This is a genomic window from Kribbella sp. NPDC050459, from assembly GCF_040655315.1.
Lineage (GTDB): Bacteria > Actinomycetota > Actinomycetes > Propionibacteriales > Kribbellaceae > Kribbella.
The window spans coordinates 374,480-390,584 of the sequence record NZ_JBFAJQ010000001.1 but is presented as its reverse complement, the minus strand read 5'-3'; the positions used below and the strand labels follow the sequence as shown (position 1 = coordinate 390,584).

16 protein-coding genes are annotated in these 16,105 nt (G+C 70.5%); 10 read left to right on the top strand and 6 right to left on the bottom strand.

The genetic code is table 11. The annotated features are described in order from the left end of the window. Window positions 1-48: 48 nt before the first annotated feature. Window positions 49-1,230, bottom strand: a complete 1,182-nt coding sequence (locus AB0I12_RS01880) for an ROK family transcriptional regulator (RefSeq protein WP_359923156.1) — start codon at window positions 1,228-1,230, stop codon at window positions 49-51. 158 nt (window positions 1,231-1,388) lie between these two features. Between AB0I12_RS01880 and AB0I12_RS01875 the strand changes: the two genes are divergently transcribed. From AB0I12_RS01875 to AB0I12_RS01850, 6 genes are read left to right on the top strand one after another with little or no spacing between them, the layout of a single operon-like run. Further along, complete coding sequence (locus AB0I12_RS01875; protein WP_359923153.1) at window positions 1,389-2,588, top strand: ROK family protein; 1,200 nt, start codon at window positions 1,389-1,391, stop codon at window positions 2,586-2,588. After that, window positions 2,585-3,535, top strand: a complete 951-nt coding sequence (locus AB0I12_RS01870; RefSeq protein ID WP_359923150.1) for a sugar ABC transporter permease — start codon at window positions 2,585-2,587, stop codon at window positions 3,533-3,535. Before AB0I12_RS01875 ends, AB0I12_RS01870 begins: the two co-directional genes overlap by 4 nt. Beyond that, a complete protein-coding gene (locus AB0I12_RS01865; RefSeq protein ID WP_359923147.1) occupies window positions 3,528-4,331 on the top strand; it encodes a carbohydrate ABC transporter permease in 804 nt (267 codons plus the stop codon). Before AB0I12_RS01870 ends, AB0I12_RS01865 begins: the two co-directional genes overlap by 8 nt. 13 nt (window positions 4,332-4,344) lie before the next feature. After that, entirely contained in the window at window positions 4,345-5,604 is a 1,260-nt protein-coding gene (locus tag AB0I12_RS01860; RefSeq protein ID WP_359923144.1) for a sugar ABC transporter substrate-binding protein, read from the top strand. Window positions 5,605-5,651: 47 nt separating this feature from the next. Beyond that, the gene (locus tag AB0I12_RS01855) at window positions 5,652-6,746 is read left to right on the top strand and encodes a glycoside hydrolase family 15 protein (RefSeq protein WP_359923142.1); all 1,095 of its coding nucleotides are present in this window, start codon (window positions 5,652-5,654) and stop codon (window positions 6,744-6,746) included. A gap of 1 nt (window position 6,747) precedes the next feature. Further along, a complete protein-coding gene (locus AB0I12_RS01850) occupies window positions 6,748-8,880 on the top strand; it encodes a TIM-barrel domain-containing protein (RefSeq protein WP_359923139.1) in 2,133 nt (710 codons plus the stop codon). A 52-nt stretch (window positions 8,881-8,932) separates the two neighbouring features. On the opposite strand, the gene AB0I12_RS01845 is transcribed toward AB0I12_RS01850, so the two are convergent. Further along, window positions 8,933-9,097, bottom strand: a complete 165-nt coding sequence (locus AB0I12_RS01845; RefSeq protein WP_359923137.1) for a hypothetical protein — start codon at window positions 9,095-9,097, stop codon at window positions 8,933-8,935. A gap of 202 nt (window positions 9,098-9,299) precedes the next feature. On the opposite strand from AB0I12_RS01845, the gene AB0I12_RS01840 reads away from it, so the two are divergent. Next, window positions 9,300-10,274, top strand: coding sequence for an L-threonylcarbamoyladenylate synthase (locus tag AB0I12_RS01840; protein WP_359923135.1), 975 nt, complete (start codon window positions 9,300-9,302; stop codon window positions 10,272-10,274). Here the strand turns inward: AB0I12_RS01840 and AB0I12_RS01835 are convergent, their stop codons facing one another. Then, window positions 10,275-10,958, bottom strand: coding sequence for a hypothetical protein (locus tag AB0I12_RS01835; RefSeq protein ID WP_359923133.1), 684 nt, complete (start codon window positions 10,956-10,958; stop codon window positions 10,275-10,277). A 103-nt stretch (window positions 10,959-11,061) separates the two neighbouring features. Here AB0I12_RS01835 and AB0I12_RS01830 point away from each other — a divergent pair, with 103 nt between their 5' ends. Beyond that, window positions 11,062-11,856 (top strand): inositol monophosphatase family protein, encoded by a 795-nt coding sequence (locus tag AB0I12_RS01830; protein ID WP_359923130.1) that lies wholly within the window; start codon window positions 11,062-11,064, stop codon window positions 11,854-11,856. Window positions 11,857-11,893: 37 nt separating this feature from the next. Here the strand turns inward: AB0I12_RS01830 and AB0I12_RS01825 are convergent, their stop codons facing one another. Further along, the gene (locus tag AB0I12_RS01825; protein WP_359923128.1) at window positions 11,894-12,514 is read right to left on the bottom strand and encodes a hypothetical protein; all 621 of its coding nucleotides are present in this window, start codon (window positions 12,512-12,514) and stop codon (window positions 11,894-11,896) included. Window positions 12,515-12,743: 229 nt separating this feature from the next. Here AB0I12_RS01825 and AB0I12_RS01820 point away from each other — a divergent pair, with 229 nt between their 5' ends. Together AB0I12_RS01820 and AB0I12_RS01815 are read left to right on the top strand one after the other, a co-directional pair. Next, window positions 12,744-13,619: a universal stress protein gene (locus tag AB0I12_RS01820; RefSeq protein WP_359923125.1), complete on the top strand. Its 876-nt coding sequence runs from the start codon at window positions 12,744-12,746 to the stop codon at window positions 13,617-13,619. A gap of 37 nt (window positions 13,620-13,656) precedes the next feature. Further along, window positions 13,657-14,169 carry a pyridoxamine 5'-phosphate oxidase family protein gene (locus AB0I12_RS01815; protein WP_359923124.1) on the top strand — a complete coding sequence of 171 codons (513 nt, stop codon included), beginning with the start codon at window positions 13,657-13,659 and terminating at the stop codon, window positions 14,167-14,169. 11 nt (window positions 14,170-14,180) lie between these two features. On the opposite strand, the gene AB0I12_RS01810 is transcribed toward AB0I12_RS01815, so the two are convergent. Further along, on the bottom strand, window positions 14,181-14,654 hold the full coding sequence (locus AB0I12_RS01810) for a GyrI-like domain-containing protein (protein ID WP_359923121.1): 474 nt from the start codon (window positions 14,652-14,654) through the stop codon (window positions 14,181-14,183). A gap of 94 nt (window positions 14,655-14,748) precedes the next feature. Then, the gene (locus AB0I12_RS01805; RefSeq protein WP_359923118.1) at window positions 14,749-15,969 is read right to left on the bottom strand and encodes a low temperature requirement protein A; all 1,221 of its coding nucleotides are present in this window, start codon (window positions 15,967-15,969) and stop codon (window positions 14,749-14,751) included. Between the last annotated feature and the right edge of the window lie 136 nt (window positions 15,970-16,105).

The following is a 16,105-nucleotide window of genomic DNA, read 5'->3' as shown; positions in this document are numbered from 1 at the left end:
TGACTCATCGACTGCCCCACTTCGTCGAAGGTGGTGAGTTGACAGGGCCTAACCCGCGGAGCGGGTGGTCAGGGAAGGGCGGCCGGCCTCGTCCGGTCGCAGGTTCGGCTGGAAGAGCTCGCCCAGGAACAGGCCCGCGGCACCGCGGGCCCAGGCCTCGTCGTCCCAGTCGTCGACGACGATCTCCAGCTCCCGCTGGAGTCCGTCGAACACGGCCGTGCGCAAGGCGTCGTCGAAGCCGGGCAGGATCAGCTCACCGGCCCGGGTGCCCTCGCCGGCGAGGACGATCAGCTTCGGATTCAGCAGATTGACCAGATTGCCGACGGCCGTCCCCAGGATCCGGCCGACCTCGTCGAACACCGCCCGCGCGGCCGGGTCGCCGCTGCGCGCGACGGCGGCGGCGTCCTCGAGCGTCGCCCGGCCGGTACGACTCAGGATCGCGGGCCCGCCGATCACCGCCTCCAGACAGCCGCGGCCGCCACAGGCACAGTCGGGGCCGTCGGCAACTTTCAGGTGACCGAACTCCCCCGCGCCGCCGGCGGCGCCCCGGTAGAGCCGGCCGTCCAGCACCATGCCGAGCCCGATACCACGGCCGATGCTGACCACGGCCAGGTCGGCCACTCCGCGACCCGCGCCGAACCACTGCTCGTTCGCGACCAGGGTGTTGACGTCGTTGTCCACCACCACCGGCAGCCCGAGCCGCTTCTCCAGCAGACCGGCGAGATCCACGTCCCGCCAGTCCGCGTACGTCGCATGGCGCACCACGCCGCTGGCCCGGTCGATCACACCGGCCAGCCCGACGCCGACGCCGTACAGCGGGCCGTCCTTCGGGCGCAGCTTGCGCACCACCTGGGCGATGACCCGGACGACGGTGCGCACGTCGTCGGCCGGGACCGCGGCGACGGCCCGGTCGACGATGCCGGCGTTCAGGTCGGTGCGGACCGCGATCACCTGGGTCTCGGTGACCTTGATCCCGATCACGAACCCGGCATCCGCCTTCAGCGCGAGCAGCACCGGCTTGCGCCCGCCGCCGGAGACCGCCGTCTCGCGTTCCTCGACGACGCCCCGGGCGATCAGGTCCGCGACGATCTCGGACACGGTCGGCAGGCTGAGGCCGGTGCGCCGGGCCAGGTCGGTGCGCGAGACCAGGCCGGCCCGCAGCTCGGCGAGCACGAGCGAGGAGTTGATCTCGCGGATCAACTCCTTGCTTCCCACGCGCACCGGCTGCATTGACACCACTTCCTAAGGTCACCGAAGCAAGTGCCCCGGAACGTATCCCCCACGATCACGGGCGGTCAAGGCCTCGAGCCCTTGACAGTTCTGAGCAGTCCTGCTTAGTTTCTGACTAAATTTAGTCCCGAATTTAGTACCGAAGGAAGTAGGCGAGAGTGACCGGTCAGAGTCCCCGCGGCGACCTGGTGCCGTCCGGCATCGTGGCGATGCTCGGCACCCGCGGCCCCACGTCGCGGACCGCGATCGCGCGCAACCTGGGGCTCAGCCCGGCCACCGTCACCCAGGTGACCAAGGACCTGATCGCCCGCGGCGTCGTCGAGGAGCTCGAGTCGGTGCCGTCCAACGGCGGCCGACCCGCCCGCCTTCTAGGGCTGGTCAGCCGGACCGGGGTCGCGCTCGGCGCGAAGGTCACCGCCGACCACGTCGCCGTGGTCACGGTCGAGCTCGACGGAAGCGTGCGGTCGTCCGGATCGCACGACTTCGACCCGGGCGCCGCCGACGCCCTGGACCGGCTCGGCCGGATCCTGACCCACGAGGTCGCCTGCCTCGACGACCAGCTGTTCGGCGTCGGCGTCGGTGTCCCCGGCTCCGTCGACTCGCAGGCGTCCGGGATCGTCGACGCGCCGACGCTCGGCTGGCGGGCCGCGCAGGTCGGGCCGATCCTGCGGCAGGCGGTCGGTACGCCGGTGCTCGTGGACAACGACGTGAACACGCTCGCCGCGGCCGAGCGGCTCTACGGCATCGGCCGCGAGCACTCGTCGTACCTGGTCGTCACGATCGGGCGCGGTATCGGGTGCGGGATGGTCGTCGACGGCGGGATCTACCGCGGCGCGAACGGCGGCGCCGGCGAGATCGGGCACATCCCGGTCTGGGACTCCGCGACCGAGCAGCCGCCGTGCACCTGCGGCTCGACCGGCTGCCTGGAGGCCTACATCGGCGCGGACGGCCTCGTCCGGACGGCGCGCAGCCGCGGCGCTCTCGGCCCGCGCGGCACCCTCGCCGGACTGTTGCGCGCGGCGACCGCCGGGGACGAGGCGGCGCAGGCGGTGTACGCCGGGGCGGGCGACCTCCTCGGCCGCGCACTGGCCGGCGTGATCCACACCGTCGACCCGGAGGTCGTCGTCCTGCTGGGTGAAGGAGTGGACGGATGGGAGTTCTGGCAGCCCGGCTTCGAGCCGTCGTTCCGGCGATCATTGCTGCCGGCCCGCAAGGGCGTGCCCGTGCTCGTCGAGCCGTGGACGGAGGACCAGTGGGCGCGCGGCGCGGCCTCGCTCGTGCTGGCCTCGCCGTTCGACTCGGCGGACAACGGCGGCGAGCAGAGCCGTCTGGTGCGCGCACGGCTGGGAGCGTCGTGAGTACGCCGACACTCACCGAGCGCCGGCGGGACCGGAAGACGCACACACCGCCCCGACCCGCGCCGGCCAAGCGTGGCGGCGGCTGGAAGAAGCTCGGCTGGGTGTTGTTCTTCCTGCTGCCGAGCGCGATCCCGCTGCTCGCGTTCACGCTCGTGCCGATGGTGTCGAGCCTCTGGGTCAGCCTGCACAAGTGGAACCTGATCTCCCCGATGCAGTGGGTCGGGCTGGACAACTACTCGAACCTGCTGACCGACCCGATGACGCGCCGCGTCTTCCTGCACACGCTGATCTACGTCGCCGGCTACCTGCCGCTCGTGTACGCCGGTGGGCTCGGCCTGGCGCTCGTCCTGAACCAGCGGCTGAAGGGCCGCGCGTTCCTGCGGGCGACGTACTTCCTGCCCGTGGTGACGAGCTGGGTCGTGGTCGCGCTGGTGTGGAAGTGGCTGCTCAACCCGGCGAACGGCCTCGTCAACGAGGTGCTCGGCTTCTTCGGCGTACCGGGCCCGGGCTGGTGGACCGATCCGCAGTGGGCGCTGCCCGCGGTGATCCTGTCGTCGGCCTGGAAGGACCTCGGGTTCGTGATGGTGATCCTGCTCGCCGGACTGCAGGCGATCCCGTCCGACGTCTACGAGGCCGCGCTGGTGGACGGCGCGAGCGGGTGGCAGCGGTTCTGGCGGATCACGCTGCCGCTGCTGTCCCCGTCGACGTTCTTCGTCGTGGTCATCTCGCTGATCAACGGCTTCCAGGTGTTCGACCAGGTGTACGTGATGACCGGCGGCGGGCCGTCCGGCAGCAGCCAGGTCGTGGTCGGGCACATCTACGACCTCACGTTCCGGTACGGACGCGCCGGTGAGGCGTCCGCACTGTCCTGGATCCTGTTCGCGGTGATCCTGGTGATCACAGTGGTCCAGATCCGCGGCCAGCGGAAGTGGGTGCACTATGCGTAGGCTCTGGCTGTACGCCGCGGTCGTAGCCGGCGCGGCGATCATGCTCTTCCCGTTCCTGTGGACCGTGATCACGTCGATCACCCCGGAAGGCTCGTTGGCCGAGGGCCCGAAGCTGATCGTCCACAATCCGACCCTGGACGCGTACCGCACGCTGCTCGACGCGATGCCGATCTGGCGGATCCTGGTGAACTCGCTGCTGATCGCGATCGCCTCGACCGTGCTCCAACTGATCACCGGCTCGATGGCGGCCTACGGGTTCGCGCGCCTGAACTTCCCGTTGAAGAAGGTGATCTTCGGCTGCTACCTGGCCACGCTGATGGTCCCGTTGCAGGTGCTCGTCGTACCGCTGTTCATCGAGATGAAGACGCTGAACCTGCAGGACACGTACTTCGCCCTGCTGGCGCCCACGATCGCGTCCGCGTTCGGCGTGTTCCTGCTCCGGCAGGCGGTCACCGCCGTACCGGCCGAACTCGACGAGGCGGCCACCATCGACGGCGCCGGGCACCTGCGGATCTTCACCACGATCGTGCTGCCGCTGATCCGGCCCGCACTCGCGACGGTCGCCGTGTTCGCCTTCATGGGCAGCTGGAACAGCTTCCTCTGGCCGCTGGTGGTGATCCGGTCGCCGGAGTTCATGACCCTGCCGCTCGGCCTGTCCACGTTGCAGGGCCAGTTCACCACCCAGTGGGACGTCGTGATGGCGGGATCCGTCGTCTCGATCGTGCCGATCGCCATCGTCTACCTGCTCGCGCAGCGCCACATCATCGCCGGTGTCGCACACACCGGTATCAAGTGAGAGGAAACACCCCATGCGCCTCCTGAAGTTCGCGGCCGTCTCTGCATTGAGCCTGACCGCCGCGCTCGCGCTGACCGCCTGTGGGCAGGGATCCGCGACCAAGCAGGCCGACGCGCCGGCCGGCAAGTCGGTCGTGCGCTACATGAACTTCTCGTCGAACGACGGTCACGAGAAGGACCTGACCGCGATCGTCACCGCCTTCCAGGCCGCCAACCCGGACATCACGGTCCAGGTCGAGACCGTGCCGTACGCCGACTACTTCACCAAACTCCAGACCGCCGTTGCCGGCGGCACCGCGGCCGACGCCTTCGAGCTCAACTACGAGAACTTCGTGACGTACGCGTCGAACGGCTCGCTGGCCGAACTGCAGAACGTCGACTCGTCGGTCTACAAGAAGTCGCTGTACGACGCGTTCAACTCCGGCGGCAAGCAATACGGCGTACCGGAGTCGTTCTCGAACGTCGTGCTGTTCTACAACAAGACCCTGTTCAAGCAGGCCGGCGTCGCCGAGCCCACGGCCGACTGGACCTGGAAGGACGAGCAGGCCGCGGCCGCCAAGCTGACGAACAAGGCGACCAAGACCTGGGGCGACTACCAGCCGGTGTCGTACAACGAGTTTTACAAGGTGCTCGCGCAGAACGGCGGCGAGTTCCTGAACGCGGACCGGACCGAAGCCACGTTCAACTCGCCGCAGGGTGTCGAGGCGGCCAAGTTCCTGGTCGGCAAGGTGGGCGCGACGATGCCGACCGAGGCCGACGGCGCCGGGACGCCGGACTTCGACTCGAAGCTGTTCAAGTCCGGGAAGCTCGCGATGTGGCACACCGGGATCTGGATGTTCTCCGCACTGGACGGCGCGAAGTTCGACTGGGACGTCGTCGTCGAGCCCGGTAACACCAAGAAGGCGTCGGCAATGTTCGCGAACGGACTGGTGGTGAACGCCGCCTCGAAGAACGCGGCCGCCGCGCAGAAGTGGATCACCTACCTGTCCTCGTCGGACGAGACCACGAAGACCCGGCTCGCGTCGTCCTGGGAACTGCCGCCGGTCGCCGACGAGAGCAAGCTCAAGACGTACCTCGACCAGCCGAAGCCGGCCAACCGGGAGGCCGTCTTCACCGCGCTCGAGGAGCCGGTCCTGCCGCCGGTCGTCGAGCGCCAGCAGGAGATGCAGGACGCGGTCACCCAGGAACTGAGCTCCGCGGCCGCCGGCCGGAAGACGGTCGAGAAGGCACTGGCCGACGCCCAGTCCAAGGTGAACGGTCTGCTGAAGAAGTGAAGAGAACAGAAGAACCCGCCCCCTCGCTTCGCTCGGGGGCGGGGGAGGTGGCGGAGGTTGATCTGACCAGACTGCGTGCGCTGGCCGAGTACAGCCACGCAGTCATCACCAAGCACCAGGACGCCGGTGGGGCGTATCCGGCGGCGCCCACCTTCTCGGCGTACAAGGGCTACGCCTGGTTGCGGGACGGATCGTTCACCGCGGAAGGGATCTCGCGGTACGGCGATGTCGCGTCGGCCGATCGGTTCCACGACTGGGTGGATCGCGTACTGCGGAGCCGTCGCGCGCAGGTGGACGACCTACGCGCGGCGACGGCCCGCGGTGCCACTCCCCCGGATGCGGCGATGCTGCCGACCCGCTTCACGTTCGACGGCGCGGACGGGTCGGACCCGTGGTGGGACTTCCAGACCGACGGCTACGGGACGTGGCTGTGGTCCGTCGTCACGCACGCGGCCCGGCACGGACTGGACCTCGAGCGGTGGCGTGGCGGGATCGACGTCGCCGTCGACTACCTGGTCACGTTCTGGGACCGGCCCTGTTACGACTGGTGGGAGGAGCACGTCGAGCAGCGGCACGTGTCGACGCTCGGCGCGATCCACGGCGGACTGGTCGCGATCGCGCCGTACACCCAGGTCGCCGTCCTGGACGCTGCCGAGCGCATCCGGTCCCTGGTCGTTGCCGAGGGCATGCACGACGGGCATCTGACCAAGTGGCTGGGGACCGCGGCCGTCGACGGGTCGCTGCCCTCCTGCGTCGTACCGTTCGGGCTCGTGTCGGGTGACGCCGGTACGGCGACGCTCGGGGCGGTCGCGCGGGACCTCGACGCCGACGGTGGCGTCCACCGGTTCACCGCTGACGTGTTCTACGGCGGCGGGCAATGGATCCTGCTGTCCGCGTTGCTCGGCTGGAACCTCGCGGTCGCCGGCGACACCGCCGGGGCGTGGCGGCTGCTGCGCTGGATCGCCGACCAGGCGACACCCGACGGCGACCTTCCCGAGCAGGTCGCGCACCATCTCCTGCACCCCGGGTCGCGGGACGAGTGGGTCGCCCGCTGGGGCACCGTCGCCACGCCGCTGTTGTGGTCGCACGGCATGTACCTGATCCTCGCCGCCGAGCTCGGCATCCTCTCCGAGAAGGCCTGACATGATCACCCATCGCCCGCACGGCATCGAGCACCCGTACGCCAGCTCCCCGGACCAGCGCGTCCCGGTCGTCCCGCTGGCCGGCGAACAGGTACGCCTCGGCGTCGTCGCCTCCCCCGACGTCACGTCGGTCGTCTGCGAATGGGGCACGACAACACTCGAACTGACGCAGACCCAGGCGACTGCAGCCGACGCGGCGGCGCTGGCGGGCGGCGAAGGCCACCTGAGCGAGGCCCAGGCGAAGTCACTGGGCTCCGACGACAGCTGGTCGGTCGTCACCCCGCCGATCACCGAACCGGTTCGCTACCGCTTCCACGCGGGCGCCGAGACGAGTGAGTGGTTCGACGTGGCGCCGGCTGCGTGGATGGCTGAAGGTGGACAGGTGCGCGGTGGGGGTGATCGGGTCCGTGCCGTGGAGTGGCTGGTGTCCGCCGAAGGCGTCCATCGCGCGCGGTTCAGGCTGCCTTTGCAGCCAACCGATCACCTGGTCGGTTTCGGCGAGCGCTACGACCACCTGGACCAGCGCGGGCAGCAGTTGGACGCGGTCGTGTTCGAGCAGTACAAGGCGCAGGGCGTACACGGGCGCACCTACCTGCCGATGCCGTTCGCGCACGTGGTCAACGGCGGCTGGGGCTTCCACGTGCGCACGTCGCGCCGGACCTGGTTCTCGTCCGACGACACCGGCCTCACCGTGGAGGTCGCCCTCGGCGACGAACCGGTCGTCGACCTCGGCCTCTACGAGGGCGACCCGACCGAGGTGCTGTCGGCGTTCCTGAACGAGGCCGGCCGGGCCGAAGAGCTGCCCGACTGGGTCTTCCGGTTGTGGGCCTCCGGCAACGAATGGAACACCCAGGAGCTGGTGATGGCCCGGATGGACGCGCACCGCGACCTGGACATCGCGGTCGGGACCGTGGTGATCGAGGCGTGGAGCGACGAGGAAGGCATCACGATCTGGCGCGACGCGCAGTACGACGTGACACCGGACGGCAGCGCGCACAAGGCCGCGGACTTCAGCTACCCGGCCGACGGCGCGTGGCCGGACCCGCGGGCGATGATCGACGAGCTGCACCGCCGGGACATCAAGGTCATCCTGTGGCAGATCCCGTTGCAGAAGAGCGAGTTCGACACCGGTCAGGTCGCCGCCGACGCCGCCGCCATGGTGCGTGAAGGCCACGCAGTGCTGGAGGCGGACGGTACGGCGTACCACAACCGCGGCTGGTGGTTCCCGAAGGCGCTGATGCCCGACCTGTCCGTGCAGCGCACCCGGGACTGGTGGACCGAGAAGCGCCGGTATCTGGTCGAGGACTTCGACGTCGACGGCTTCAAGACCGACGGCGGCGAGCACGCGTGGGGTCACGACCTGCGGTACGCCGACGGGCGGCGCGGGGACGACGGCAACAACCTGTTCCCGGTCCACTACGCCCGCGCGTTCGGCGACCTGCTCCGGTCGGCCGGCAAGGCGCCGGTGACGTTCTCCCGCGCGGGGTTCACCGGGTCGCAGGCGCACGGCATCTTCTGGGCCGGCGACGAGGACTCGACCTGGGAGGCGTTCCGGTCGTCGCTCACCGCGGGCCTGACGGCGGCGTCGTGCGGCATCGTCTACTGGGGCTGGGACCTGGCCGGCTTCTCCGGACCGGTGCCGGACGCGGAGCTGTACCTGCGGGCCACTGCCGCGTCGACGTTCCTGCCGATCATGCAGTACCACTCGGAGTTCAACCACCACCAGCTCCCGCTGCGCGACCGGACACCGTGGTTCGTCGCCGAGACCACGGGCGACGACCGCGTCGTCCCGGTCTTCCGCGCGTACGCCGTACTCCGGGAGAAGCTCGTCCCGTACCTGGCGGCGCAGGCCGCGCGAGCCGTCGCCACCGACCGCCCGCTGCTCCGGCCGCTGTTCTTCGACCACGCCGACGACCCGGAGATCTGGAACCACCCGTACCAGTACCAGCTCGGTGACGACCTGCTGGTCAGCCCTGTCCTCGAGCCCGGCGTCACCACCTGGACGACGTACCTGCCCGACGGCACCTGGTACGACGCCTGGACCGACGAGCCCGTCGAGAGCGGACTGATCACCCGCGACGTGCCGATCGACATCATCCCGGTCTACAGCCGCAGGCCCGGCGTCCTGCGCTGATCGGCCGCGGCGTCCGGCGGCCCGATGCCCAGGCCGCCGGACGCCGTGTTCCTCACGGGTTGTTGGCCACCCCCGCGTCGACCTCGGCCTCCGCCCCGCGCGCCCCGGTGATGGCGGCGTAGCTGATCCCGGCGATCGGGGCGAAGCCCTTGGGCGCCCGGTCGTCGGTGGCGCCGAGGATCACGTACAAGAAGAAGGCGGTCAGCACGACCTCCACGATCAGGCACGCCAGCAAGGAGTAGCCGCCCGGCGACCGGTCACCGTAGCCGTTGCTCGCGAAGCCGCTCCCGGAGGCGCTGAAGCGGACCCCCCGTGGGATTGGAGCACTCTCGTTGTCACGGCAAGCCATCGGATCGTGACATCGGGTGAAATCGGCGTCGATTGAGTCCGGAGTGGCCGGCAGTGGGAGGATTGCGGGCGTGTTCGCAGGAAGTGCTGAGATCGAGAAGGCGGCCGAGGTGCTGCGCGCCGGGGGTCTGGTCGCGGTCCCGACCGAGACCGTGTATGGGCTAGGCGCGAACGCCGAGGACCCGGCGGCGCTCGCCCGGATCTTCCAGGCCAAGGGCCGCCCGCCGTCGCATCCGCTGATCGTCCACATCGGCGGCGCGGAGCAACTCGATGACTGGGTCGAAGAGGTGCCGGAGACCGCGCGCCGGCTGGCCGAACGCTTCTGGCCCGGGCCGCTGACGCTCGTCCTGCGCCGCGGCCGCCGGGTTCCGCTCGAGGCGACCGGCGGTCTGGAGACCGTCGCGCTGCGCGTCCCGGCGCATCCCGTGGCGCTCGCGCTGCTGGCGGCCTTCGGCGGCGGCATCGCGGCCCCGTCGGCCAATCGGTTCGGCTCGGTCAGCCCGACCACGGCGGACCACGTGCGCGCCGAGCTCGGCGACGCCGTCGACTTCGTGCTCGACGGCGGCCCCTGCCAGGTCGGCCTCGAGTCCACGATCGTCGACGTCACCGGCGACACGCCGACCGTCCTGCGCCCCGGCGGAGTCACCCGGGAGGACCTGGAAGCCGTGCTGGGCCTCCGGCTCGCGGTGCCCGCGACGAGCCACATCCGGGTGCCGGGTCAGCACCCCTCGCACTACGCGCCGAACGCGAAGGTCGTCCTCGTCGAGCCGGCCGACGTCGTCGCCGAGGCCGAGTCGGCGCAGGACCGCGGCCACCGGGTCGGCGTCTTCCTGCCGCCGTCCCTGGCGGGCACCCCGGTGAAGGCGCACGCGGTCGTCGCGGTCCCGGAGTCGCCGGCGGTGTACGCGCGCGAGCTGTACGGCTTCCTCCGGGAGCTCGACCAGCGCGGCTGCGACCTGATCATCGCCTCGCTCCCGGAGGAGAAGGGGATCGGCCTCGCGATCGCCAACCGTCTCCGCCGCGCCGCCGGCCCCCGTGACGTCTGACTACTTCCTGTTGCCGGAGGCACCACCGAGTACCGCACCCACCAACGTGACGAGCAGGATCGCCGCCGTCGCGATCACGGCGGCCAGCCCCCGATCGGGCTCGGCGACGGGCACCGACGGCCAGTCGACGCGAGCCACGAGGTCGTACTGCCGGTTCGCGAAATAGCCCAGGCCGCCCAGGACGGCGGCCGCGCACCAACTGAAGAGCCAGACCTCGAGGCCCTGCCGTGTGCCTTGGGACGGCACCATGCGCGCGGCGGCGTACCCGCCGGAGAACGCACCGATGGCCAACGACAGCACGAGAAGTGCCCACAGGCCGACGAACAGCCAGTCTCTCGACCAGTCGGCGAGTTCGTCCCAGCCGATCACCGTGCCGACGGCAGCTACCAGGGCCAAAAGCAGGACCGAGGTGCCACTGGCGACGAGCCAGCCGAAGAACGCGACACCGAACGACGCACCCGGCTGCACCGGCGCGGCCGCCGGTTCACCGACCCGTCGTTCACCGGCCCCTCGTTCACCGGCCCGCCGTTCACTGATCCGTTGATCACCGGCCACCCGCTCACCGGCCGGTTCATCGGCAGCGTCGGCGTCCGGCTCTTCCTCCGTGCTCGCGCCGGGCCAGAGCAGTTCGTCCAGCCCGACCTCGACCACCCGGTCGGACTCTTTGTCCCGCCGACGGAACATGGCGACTCCCTGACCAGCACATCCGTCCGCGACGGCGCGCCCACTACCCCGGTACCCCGACGTACCACCGAACCGACCTCGGGCCAGCGGCTAGGGTCGGCGCATGGCGATGAGTGATGCGGAGGTGGCGATCGAGGCAGCCGATGCGGGCGCGGCGGTCGTCGCGGGCTCGTACGGTCGTGAACATCTGAGGTTCGCGAAGTCGGCGACCGACTTCGCGACCCAGACCGACCTCGACGCGGAGCGGGCCATTACCGCGGTGCTCTCGGCCCGGCGGCCCGATGACGCGCGCGAGGGTGAAGAGTTCGGTCGCTCCGGACCGGCGGCCACCGCCCGTCGCTGGCTGATCGATCCGCTGTGCGGGACGCTGAACTTCGCGGCGACGACGCCGCTGATGGTCGTGAACGTGGCCTTGCTCGACGGCGAGCGCACGATCGCCGCGGCGGCTGCCGACCCGGTCGCGCAGGAGACCTTCTGGACCGACTTCCTGTCGGCGCAGGTCCGGCACGCGGGCACCGACCACCCGCTGGTGCCTTCCGTAGCGACCGGACTGGTCGAGATCAACGCCGACCGGCCCACCGGCGCCGCCTCCGTCAGCGGCCAGCTCGTCGCCGATGTCGCGTTCCGGGCGCAGTTCTCGCCGCGGGTCCTGTCGTCGACCCTCGGGGTCGCCTGGGTCGCAGCCGGCCGGCGCGCGGCGTACGTCACCGACGGCGAACTCCGCAACGACCTGCACTTCGCCGCCGGCCTCGCCCTCGCCGAAGCCGCCGGCTGCATCATCACCGACCTGCGCGGCGCCCCGCTCGGCACCGAAGACGGCGCCGTGATCAGCGCCTCCGCCGAAGTCCACACAGAGATCCTCGGCTTCCTCGCACCCCATCTCGAACGCCTCCGCTGACCTGTTGGCTCTATTGGCTCTGTTGGCTCTATTGGCTCTATTGGCTCTTGAGGAACCGTTCGGGATCGCCGGCCGCGCTGGCGGCGGAAGCGAGCCAGGCTTGCAGGCCTTCGGGATCCCGTCGGCCGAGTTCGTCCAAGCAGTGCTGGCGCTCCAGGACGATCCGCAGCCGGTGCGCGTCGCTCGTCGCCCGCCGCAGCGCGTCGTAACTGTCGCGCCACTGCCGGCACAGCTCCGCGGTACTGCGTTCGGGCAGTCCGGCGCGGCCGATCCGCGGTCCCCCGCGGTACCACCGCACCGCGGGCGGTGAGCTCGCTCCGAGGAGCAGGACCAGCCAGAGCACGCTGTACCCGAGAACGTCGGTGAGGCCGAGGATCAACGTACTCGCGCCCGCGATGACGGCCACGGTGACGGCAACCTGCCATCTCGTCCAGCGGGAGAGCCAGTCGGTGTCGCCGCCGTACATCGCCGCGGCCGTCGCACCGGACACCGGAACGAGCGCCAGCGCGAGCAACAGGATGTCCGACGGCAGCAACAGCGCCGCCGCGGCACCGCAGATCACGATGAACGCCCCGCAGAACCCCCACCAGACGGCCCGGTAGAGCGCCAGTTGCGCACCCGCCGTCCCCTCGGAATCGGAGTATGAACCAGACCCCATGGCGGAGCCTCCCCCCGTCGGACGCCAGGGCGGCCGACTACGTCATAGCTCCACGATCAGCCGCGAGGCCTCGCCCGGCTAGGGTCCGAAGTCCCAATTTCGCGCACGGCAGCGGCAGCAGGGCCCAACGGCACGACCGATGAGGCCCATCGGCCCTTGAACACGGATCGCGCGGCGCTGTCGACTGGTCGTGGCCACGCGGCTCAGCGCGTGCCTGCGAGGGGGGCACATGACCACACGACCCGCTCCGGTCGTCACCGGGTACGACGGTTCGCCCGCGGGCCTGGCCGCGCTCGACTGGGCGACCACCGAAGCGGTCCGGCTGCACGCTCCGCTGCGGATCGCGGAGGTCTTCCAGCTGGTCATCGCGACCCGCCCCTCGCTGGGCAAGACCGTCCCGCTCGCGACGCTTCGGGCGCTGCGGGAGCGCGGTCTCAACGCCATCGCCGAGGGGATCCGGCTCCGGCATCCCGCTCTGCAGGTCGAGGCGGTTCTCCTGGACGGCGTGGCCGCGAAACAACTGGTCGAGGAGGCCGCAGCGGCCCGGCTGATGGTTCTCGGCTCCCGCGGCCTGGGCGGCTGGACCGGCCTGATGCTCGGCTCGGTGGCGATGCAGGTGACGATGCACGCGCCCTGCCCGGTCGTCGTCGTACCGCCCGATCAGCGGCCGCGGGTCGCCGACCAGCCGACCGTGGTCGTCGGCGTCGACGGATCGCAGACCTCGGCCCGGGCGATCGGCTTCGCCTTCGAGCACGCCGACGCGCTCGGCGCCCGGGTGGTCGCCGTCCATGCCTGGACCAGCCCGTATCTCACCTACGTCGACGGCGAGTCGATGCTGCAGTTCGACGAGGAGGACGTGAAGGAGTCCAGCCGGCTGCTCGTCGCCGAGTCGGTCGCCGGGGCCGTCCTGGACTATCCGGACGTGCCGTGGCAGACGCGGCTGATCAACGGCCAGGCGGCCCGCGCCATCCTGCGCGCCGGCGACTCCGCCGATCTCATCGTCGTCGGATCCCGCGGCCGCGGAGGCTTCGCCGGACTCCTGGTCGGCTCCGTCAGCCAGCACGTCCTCCACCACGCCCCCTGTCCCGTCGCCGTCATCCGCTGAGCGGGCGCGACCCTTCAACAGCTCGAAAGGCAGGCCGATGGTCGAGACAGACAACCGAGTGAAGCAGCCCCGGACGCCCGGACCGACCGGCGCGGAGGTCTGGAAGCAGCTCGAGAAGCGGTCGTTCGCCGTGCTCAGCTACGTCACGCCGGCCGGCGAGCCCAGGTCGAGCGGCGTCGTGTACGTCGCCGCCCCCGGCCGGCTGTACGCGGCCGTCGCACCCGACAGCTGGAAGGCGAGGCACATCCCGGTCACCGGCCAGGTGGCGGTGACCGTGCCGGTGCGGCGCGGCGGTCTGCTCTCGCTGATCTGGCCGATCCCGCCGGCCACCATCAGTTTCCATGCCAGGGCGGTCGTCCATCCGCGAGGTTCGCTGGACATCGACTCGCTGTCGTCACAGCTGGCCACGCTCGTGCCGGCCGAGCGGCTGGCCGACACCCGGATCGTCGAGATCTTCCCGGAGGGCTTCTTCCTCACCTACGGCATCGGGACCCCGCTGCTGAAGATGCGCAACCCCGCCGCGGCGCGCGCCCACGTACGCGTCAGCTGAGGCCTCGCCGGTCAGTGCGTGAGGCTGCCGACCGGTACGAGGCGGAAGGGCTGGACGACCTCGGCGGTCTGTCCGGCCCGGTCGCCGCCCGCTCCGCGGTAGACCTCCCACGCGTCGCCGGTGCGGATCGCGTGCTCTGCCTTCAGCCACTCGTCGATCGCCTGATAGGCGTCCGCCACGTCCGCGTACGACCCGATGTGCCGGGCCACCACGACCTTCCCAGCCGGCAGGCTGGACGGCCGGACCTCCCCGTCGCCCTTGATCCTCGTACCGACCGGAAACCCCGCCTCGAGCAGGTAGCTGCCGTCGGGGAGGAGGTGGTCGCGGGAGAACGGGAACCCGCACGCCGCGACGCCGTGCCGGTACAGGTAGTCGGCGACCGTGGCGAAGGCGGCGTCGAACCAGTCGACAACATCACGGCGCCCCAGAGTCGCCCGCAGTACGGCGGTCGGCTGCTCACGAACTGTCCGGAACTCGGCCTGCATGGTCCCTCCCCAGGTTTGTTCGTCCCCTCCACCATGGCCCCTGCACCGCGCATCTGTCAGGGCCCTTGGTCCCGGACTCGGGCACTTTTCTCCGCTATGACGCCTGGTCGCCGGTGTGGTGCAGCTGGGCGCGGTCCCGGGCGTAGTAGACGGACTCGACGACGACCAGGGCGGCCAGCACCGCGGCCACGACACCGAGTTGCCCCAGGGCGGGCACCTTGCCGACGAGCAGCGCCGCGACGATCAGCGTCACCGCCGCGGCCAGCCGGGTCGTGCCGACGACGTGCACCGTGCGCCACTTGAAGCCGACGTGACCGAGCAGGTAGATCACGACGCCGAAGTACAGCGCGTACAGACCGGGGCCCTTCAAGGGGTCCGACAGGTCGTGGTGCTCGGCGTCGGCGACGTACTCCAGGACCTTCTTCAGGCCGAGCGCGAGCAGCACGATGCCGGTCACCATCGGGAAATGCCAGAAGGTGTAGGCGTCGCGGGCCATCACCGACCGAGTCTCCTCGGGCTCCGCCGCCAGCGCGTGCTCGCCGTAGTGCACGGTCGCGTCGAAGTAGATCCACCACAGCGCGGCCGAGACCCCCAGGCCGAGCAGCGACGCGATCAGGACCGGCCAGGAGATCGGCAGATCGGTGACGCCGACGCCGATCGCCACGATCGACTCGCCGAGCGCGATGATCACGATCAGTCCGTGCCGCTCGGCGAAGTGCGAGGCGGACCTGAACCGCCATCCGCGCGCGTCGATCAGGTACGTCCCGCCGTAGTCGACCGCGAGCGCGCCCGCCCAGAGCGCGGTCTGGGTCCAGCCGTGGAACTGCGACGCGACCAGCAGCAGCGCGGTGCCGCCGAGCATCGACGGCGTGAACCGCGCCAGCGTACGGCGCAGGGCGCGATCCCCGTCGGCGATCATCCAGAACAGCACCAGGTGCAGCGCCCGGAAGGCGAAGTACGCCCAGGCGATGACCACCGGTCCGGGCAGCCCGCCGGGCAGGTCGTGGAACGCCTCCGGGATCGCCAGCGCGATCACGAACATCGCCGCCATCGCGAGCAGCAGGACACCGCGGAACGCTCCGACGTCCGCCTTCACGATGTTGCACAGCCAGGCGTACCCGATCCAGCTCCACCAGAGCAGCCCGACGAGCAGCAGTCCGCGGACGACACCGTGCCACGTCAAGTCGTGCGCCATCAGCGCGGTGATCTGCGTCAGCGCGAACACGAACACCAGGTCGAAGAACAACTCCAACGTGGTGACCGGCTGATCGCGCGCCGCCTCCGTGACCCGAAGCGGATGCCTGAACGTCGCCATACGCCGCATCCTGCCATGCACCGGCGTCTCCCCCGGCCAGGTCCGGGCCGTCTGCCGACACCGCTCAGGACCTTCGCCCGTTCGTCCGACGCACCGCCCGGCACACGATCGAAGTACGCACAGCGGCGGAGGACTC

Excerpts from the sequence above, each read along its gene's own strand:
- AB0I12_RS01880 (WP_359923156.1), bottom strand. The coding sequence starts at position 1,230 with ATGCAGCCGGTGCGCGTGGGAAGCAAGGAGTTGATCCGCGAGATCAAC.
- AB0I12_RS01865 (WP_359923147.1), top strand. The coding sequence starts at position 3,528 with ATGCGTAGGCTCTGGCTGTACGCCGCGGTCGTAGCCGGCGCGGCGATC.
- AB0I12_RS01860 (WP_359923144.1), top strand. The coding sequence starts at position 4,345 with ATGCGCCTCCTGAAGTTCGCGGCCGTCTCTGCATTGAGCCTGACCGCC.
- AB0I12_RS01850 (WP_359923139.1), top strand. The coding sequence starts at position 6,748 with ATGATCACCCATCGCCCGCACGGCATCGAGCACCCGTACGCCAGCTCC.
- AB0I12_RS01835 (WP_359923133.1), bottom strand. The coding sequence starts at position 10,958 with ATGTTCCGTCGGCGGGACAAAGAGTCCGACCGGGTGGTCGAGGTCGGG.
- AB0I12_RS01830 (WP_359923130.1), top strand. The coding sequence starts at position 11,062 with ATGGCGATGAGTGATGCGGAGGTGGCGATCGAGGCAGCCGATGCGGGC.
- AB0I12_RS01825 (WP_359923128.1), bottom strand. The coding sequence starts at position 12,514 with ATGGGGTCTGGTTCATACTCCGATTCCGAGGGGACGGCGGGTGCGCAA.
- AB0I12_RS01820 (WP_359923125.1), top strand. The coding sequence starts at position 12,744 with ATGACCACACGACCCGCTCCGGTCGTCACCGGGTACGACGGTTCGCCC.
- AB0I12_RS01815 (WP_359923124.1), top strand. The coding sequence starts at position 13,657 with ATGGTCGAGACAGACAACCGAGTGAAGCAGCCCCGGACGCCCGGACCG.
- AB0I12_RS01810 (WP_359923121.1), bottom strand. The coding sequence starts at position 14,654 with ATGCAGGCCGAGTTCCGGACAGTTCGTGAGCAGCCGACCGCCGTACTG.
- AB0I12_RS01805 (WP_359923118.1), bottom strand. The coding sequence starts at position 15,969 with ATGGCGACGTTCAGGCATCCGCTTCGGGTCACGGAGGCGGCGCGCGAT.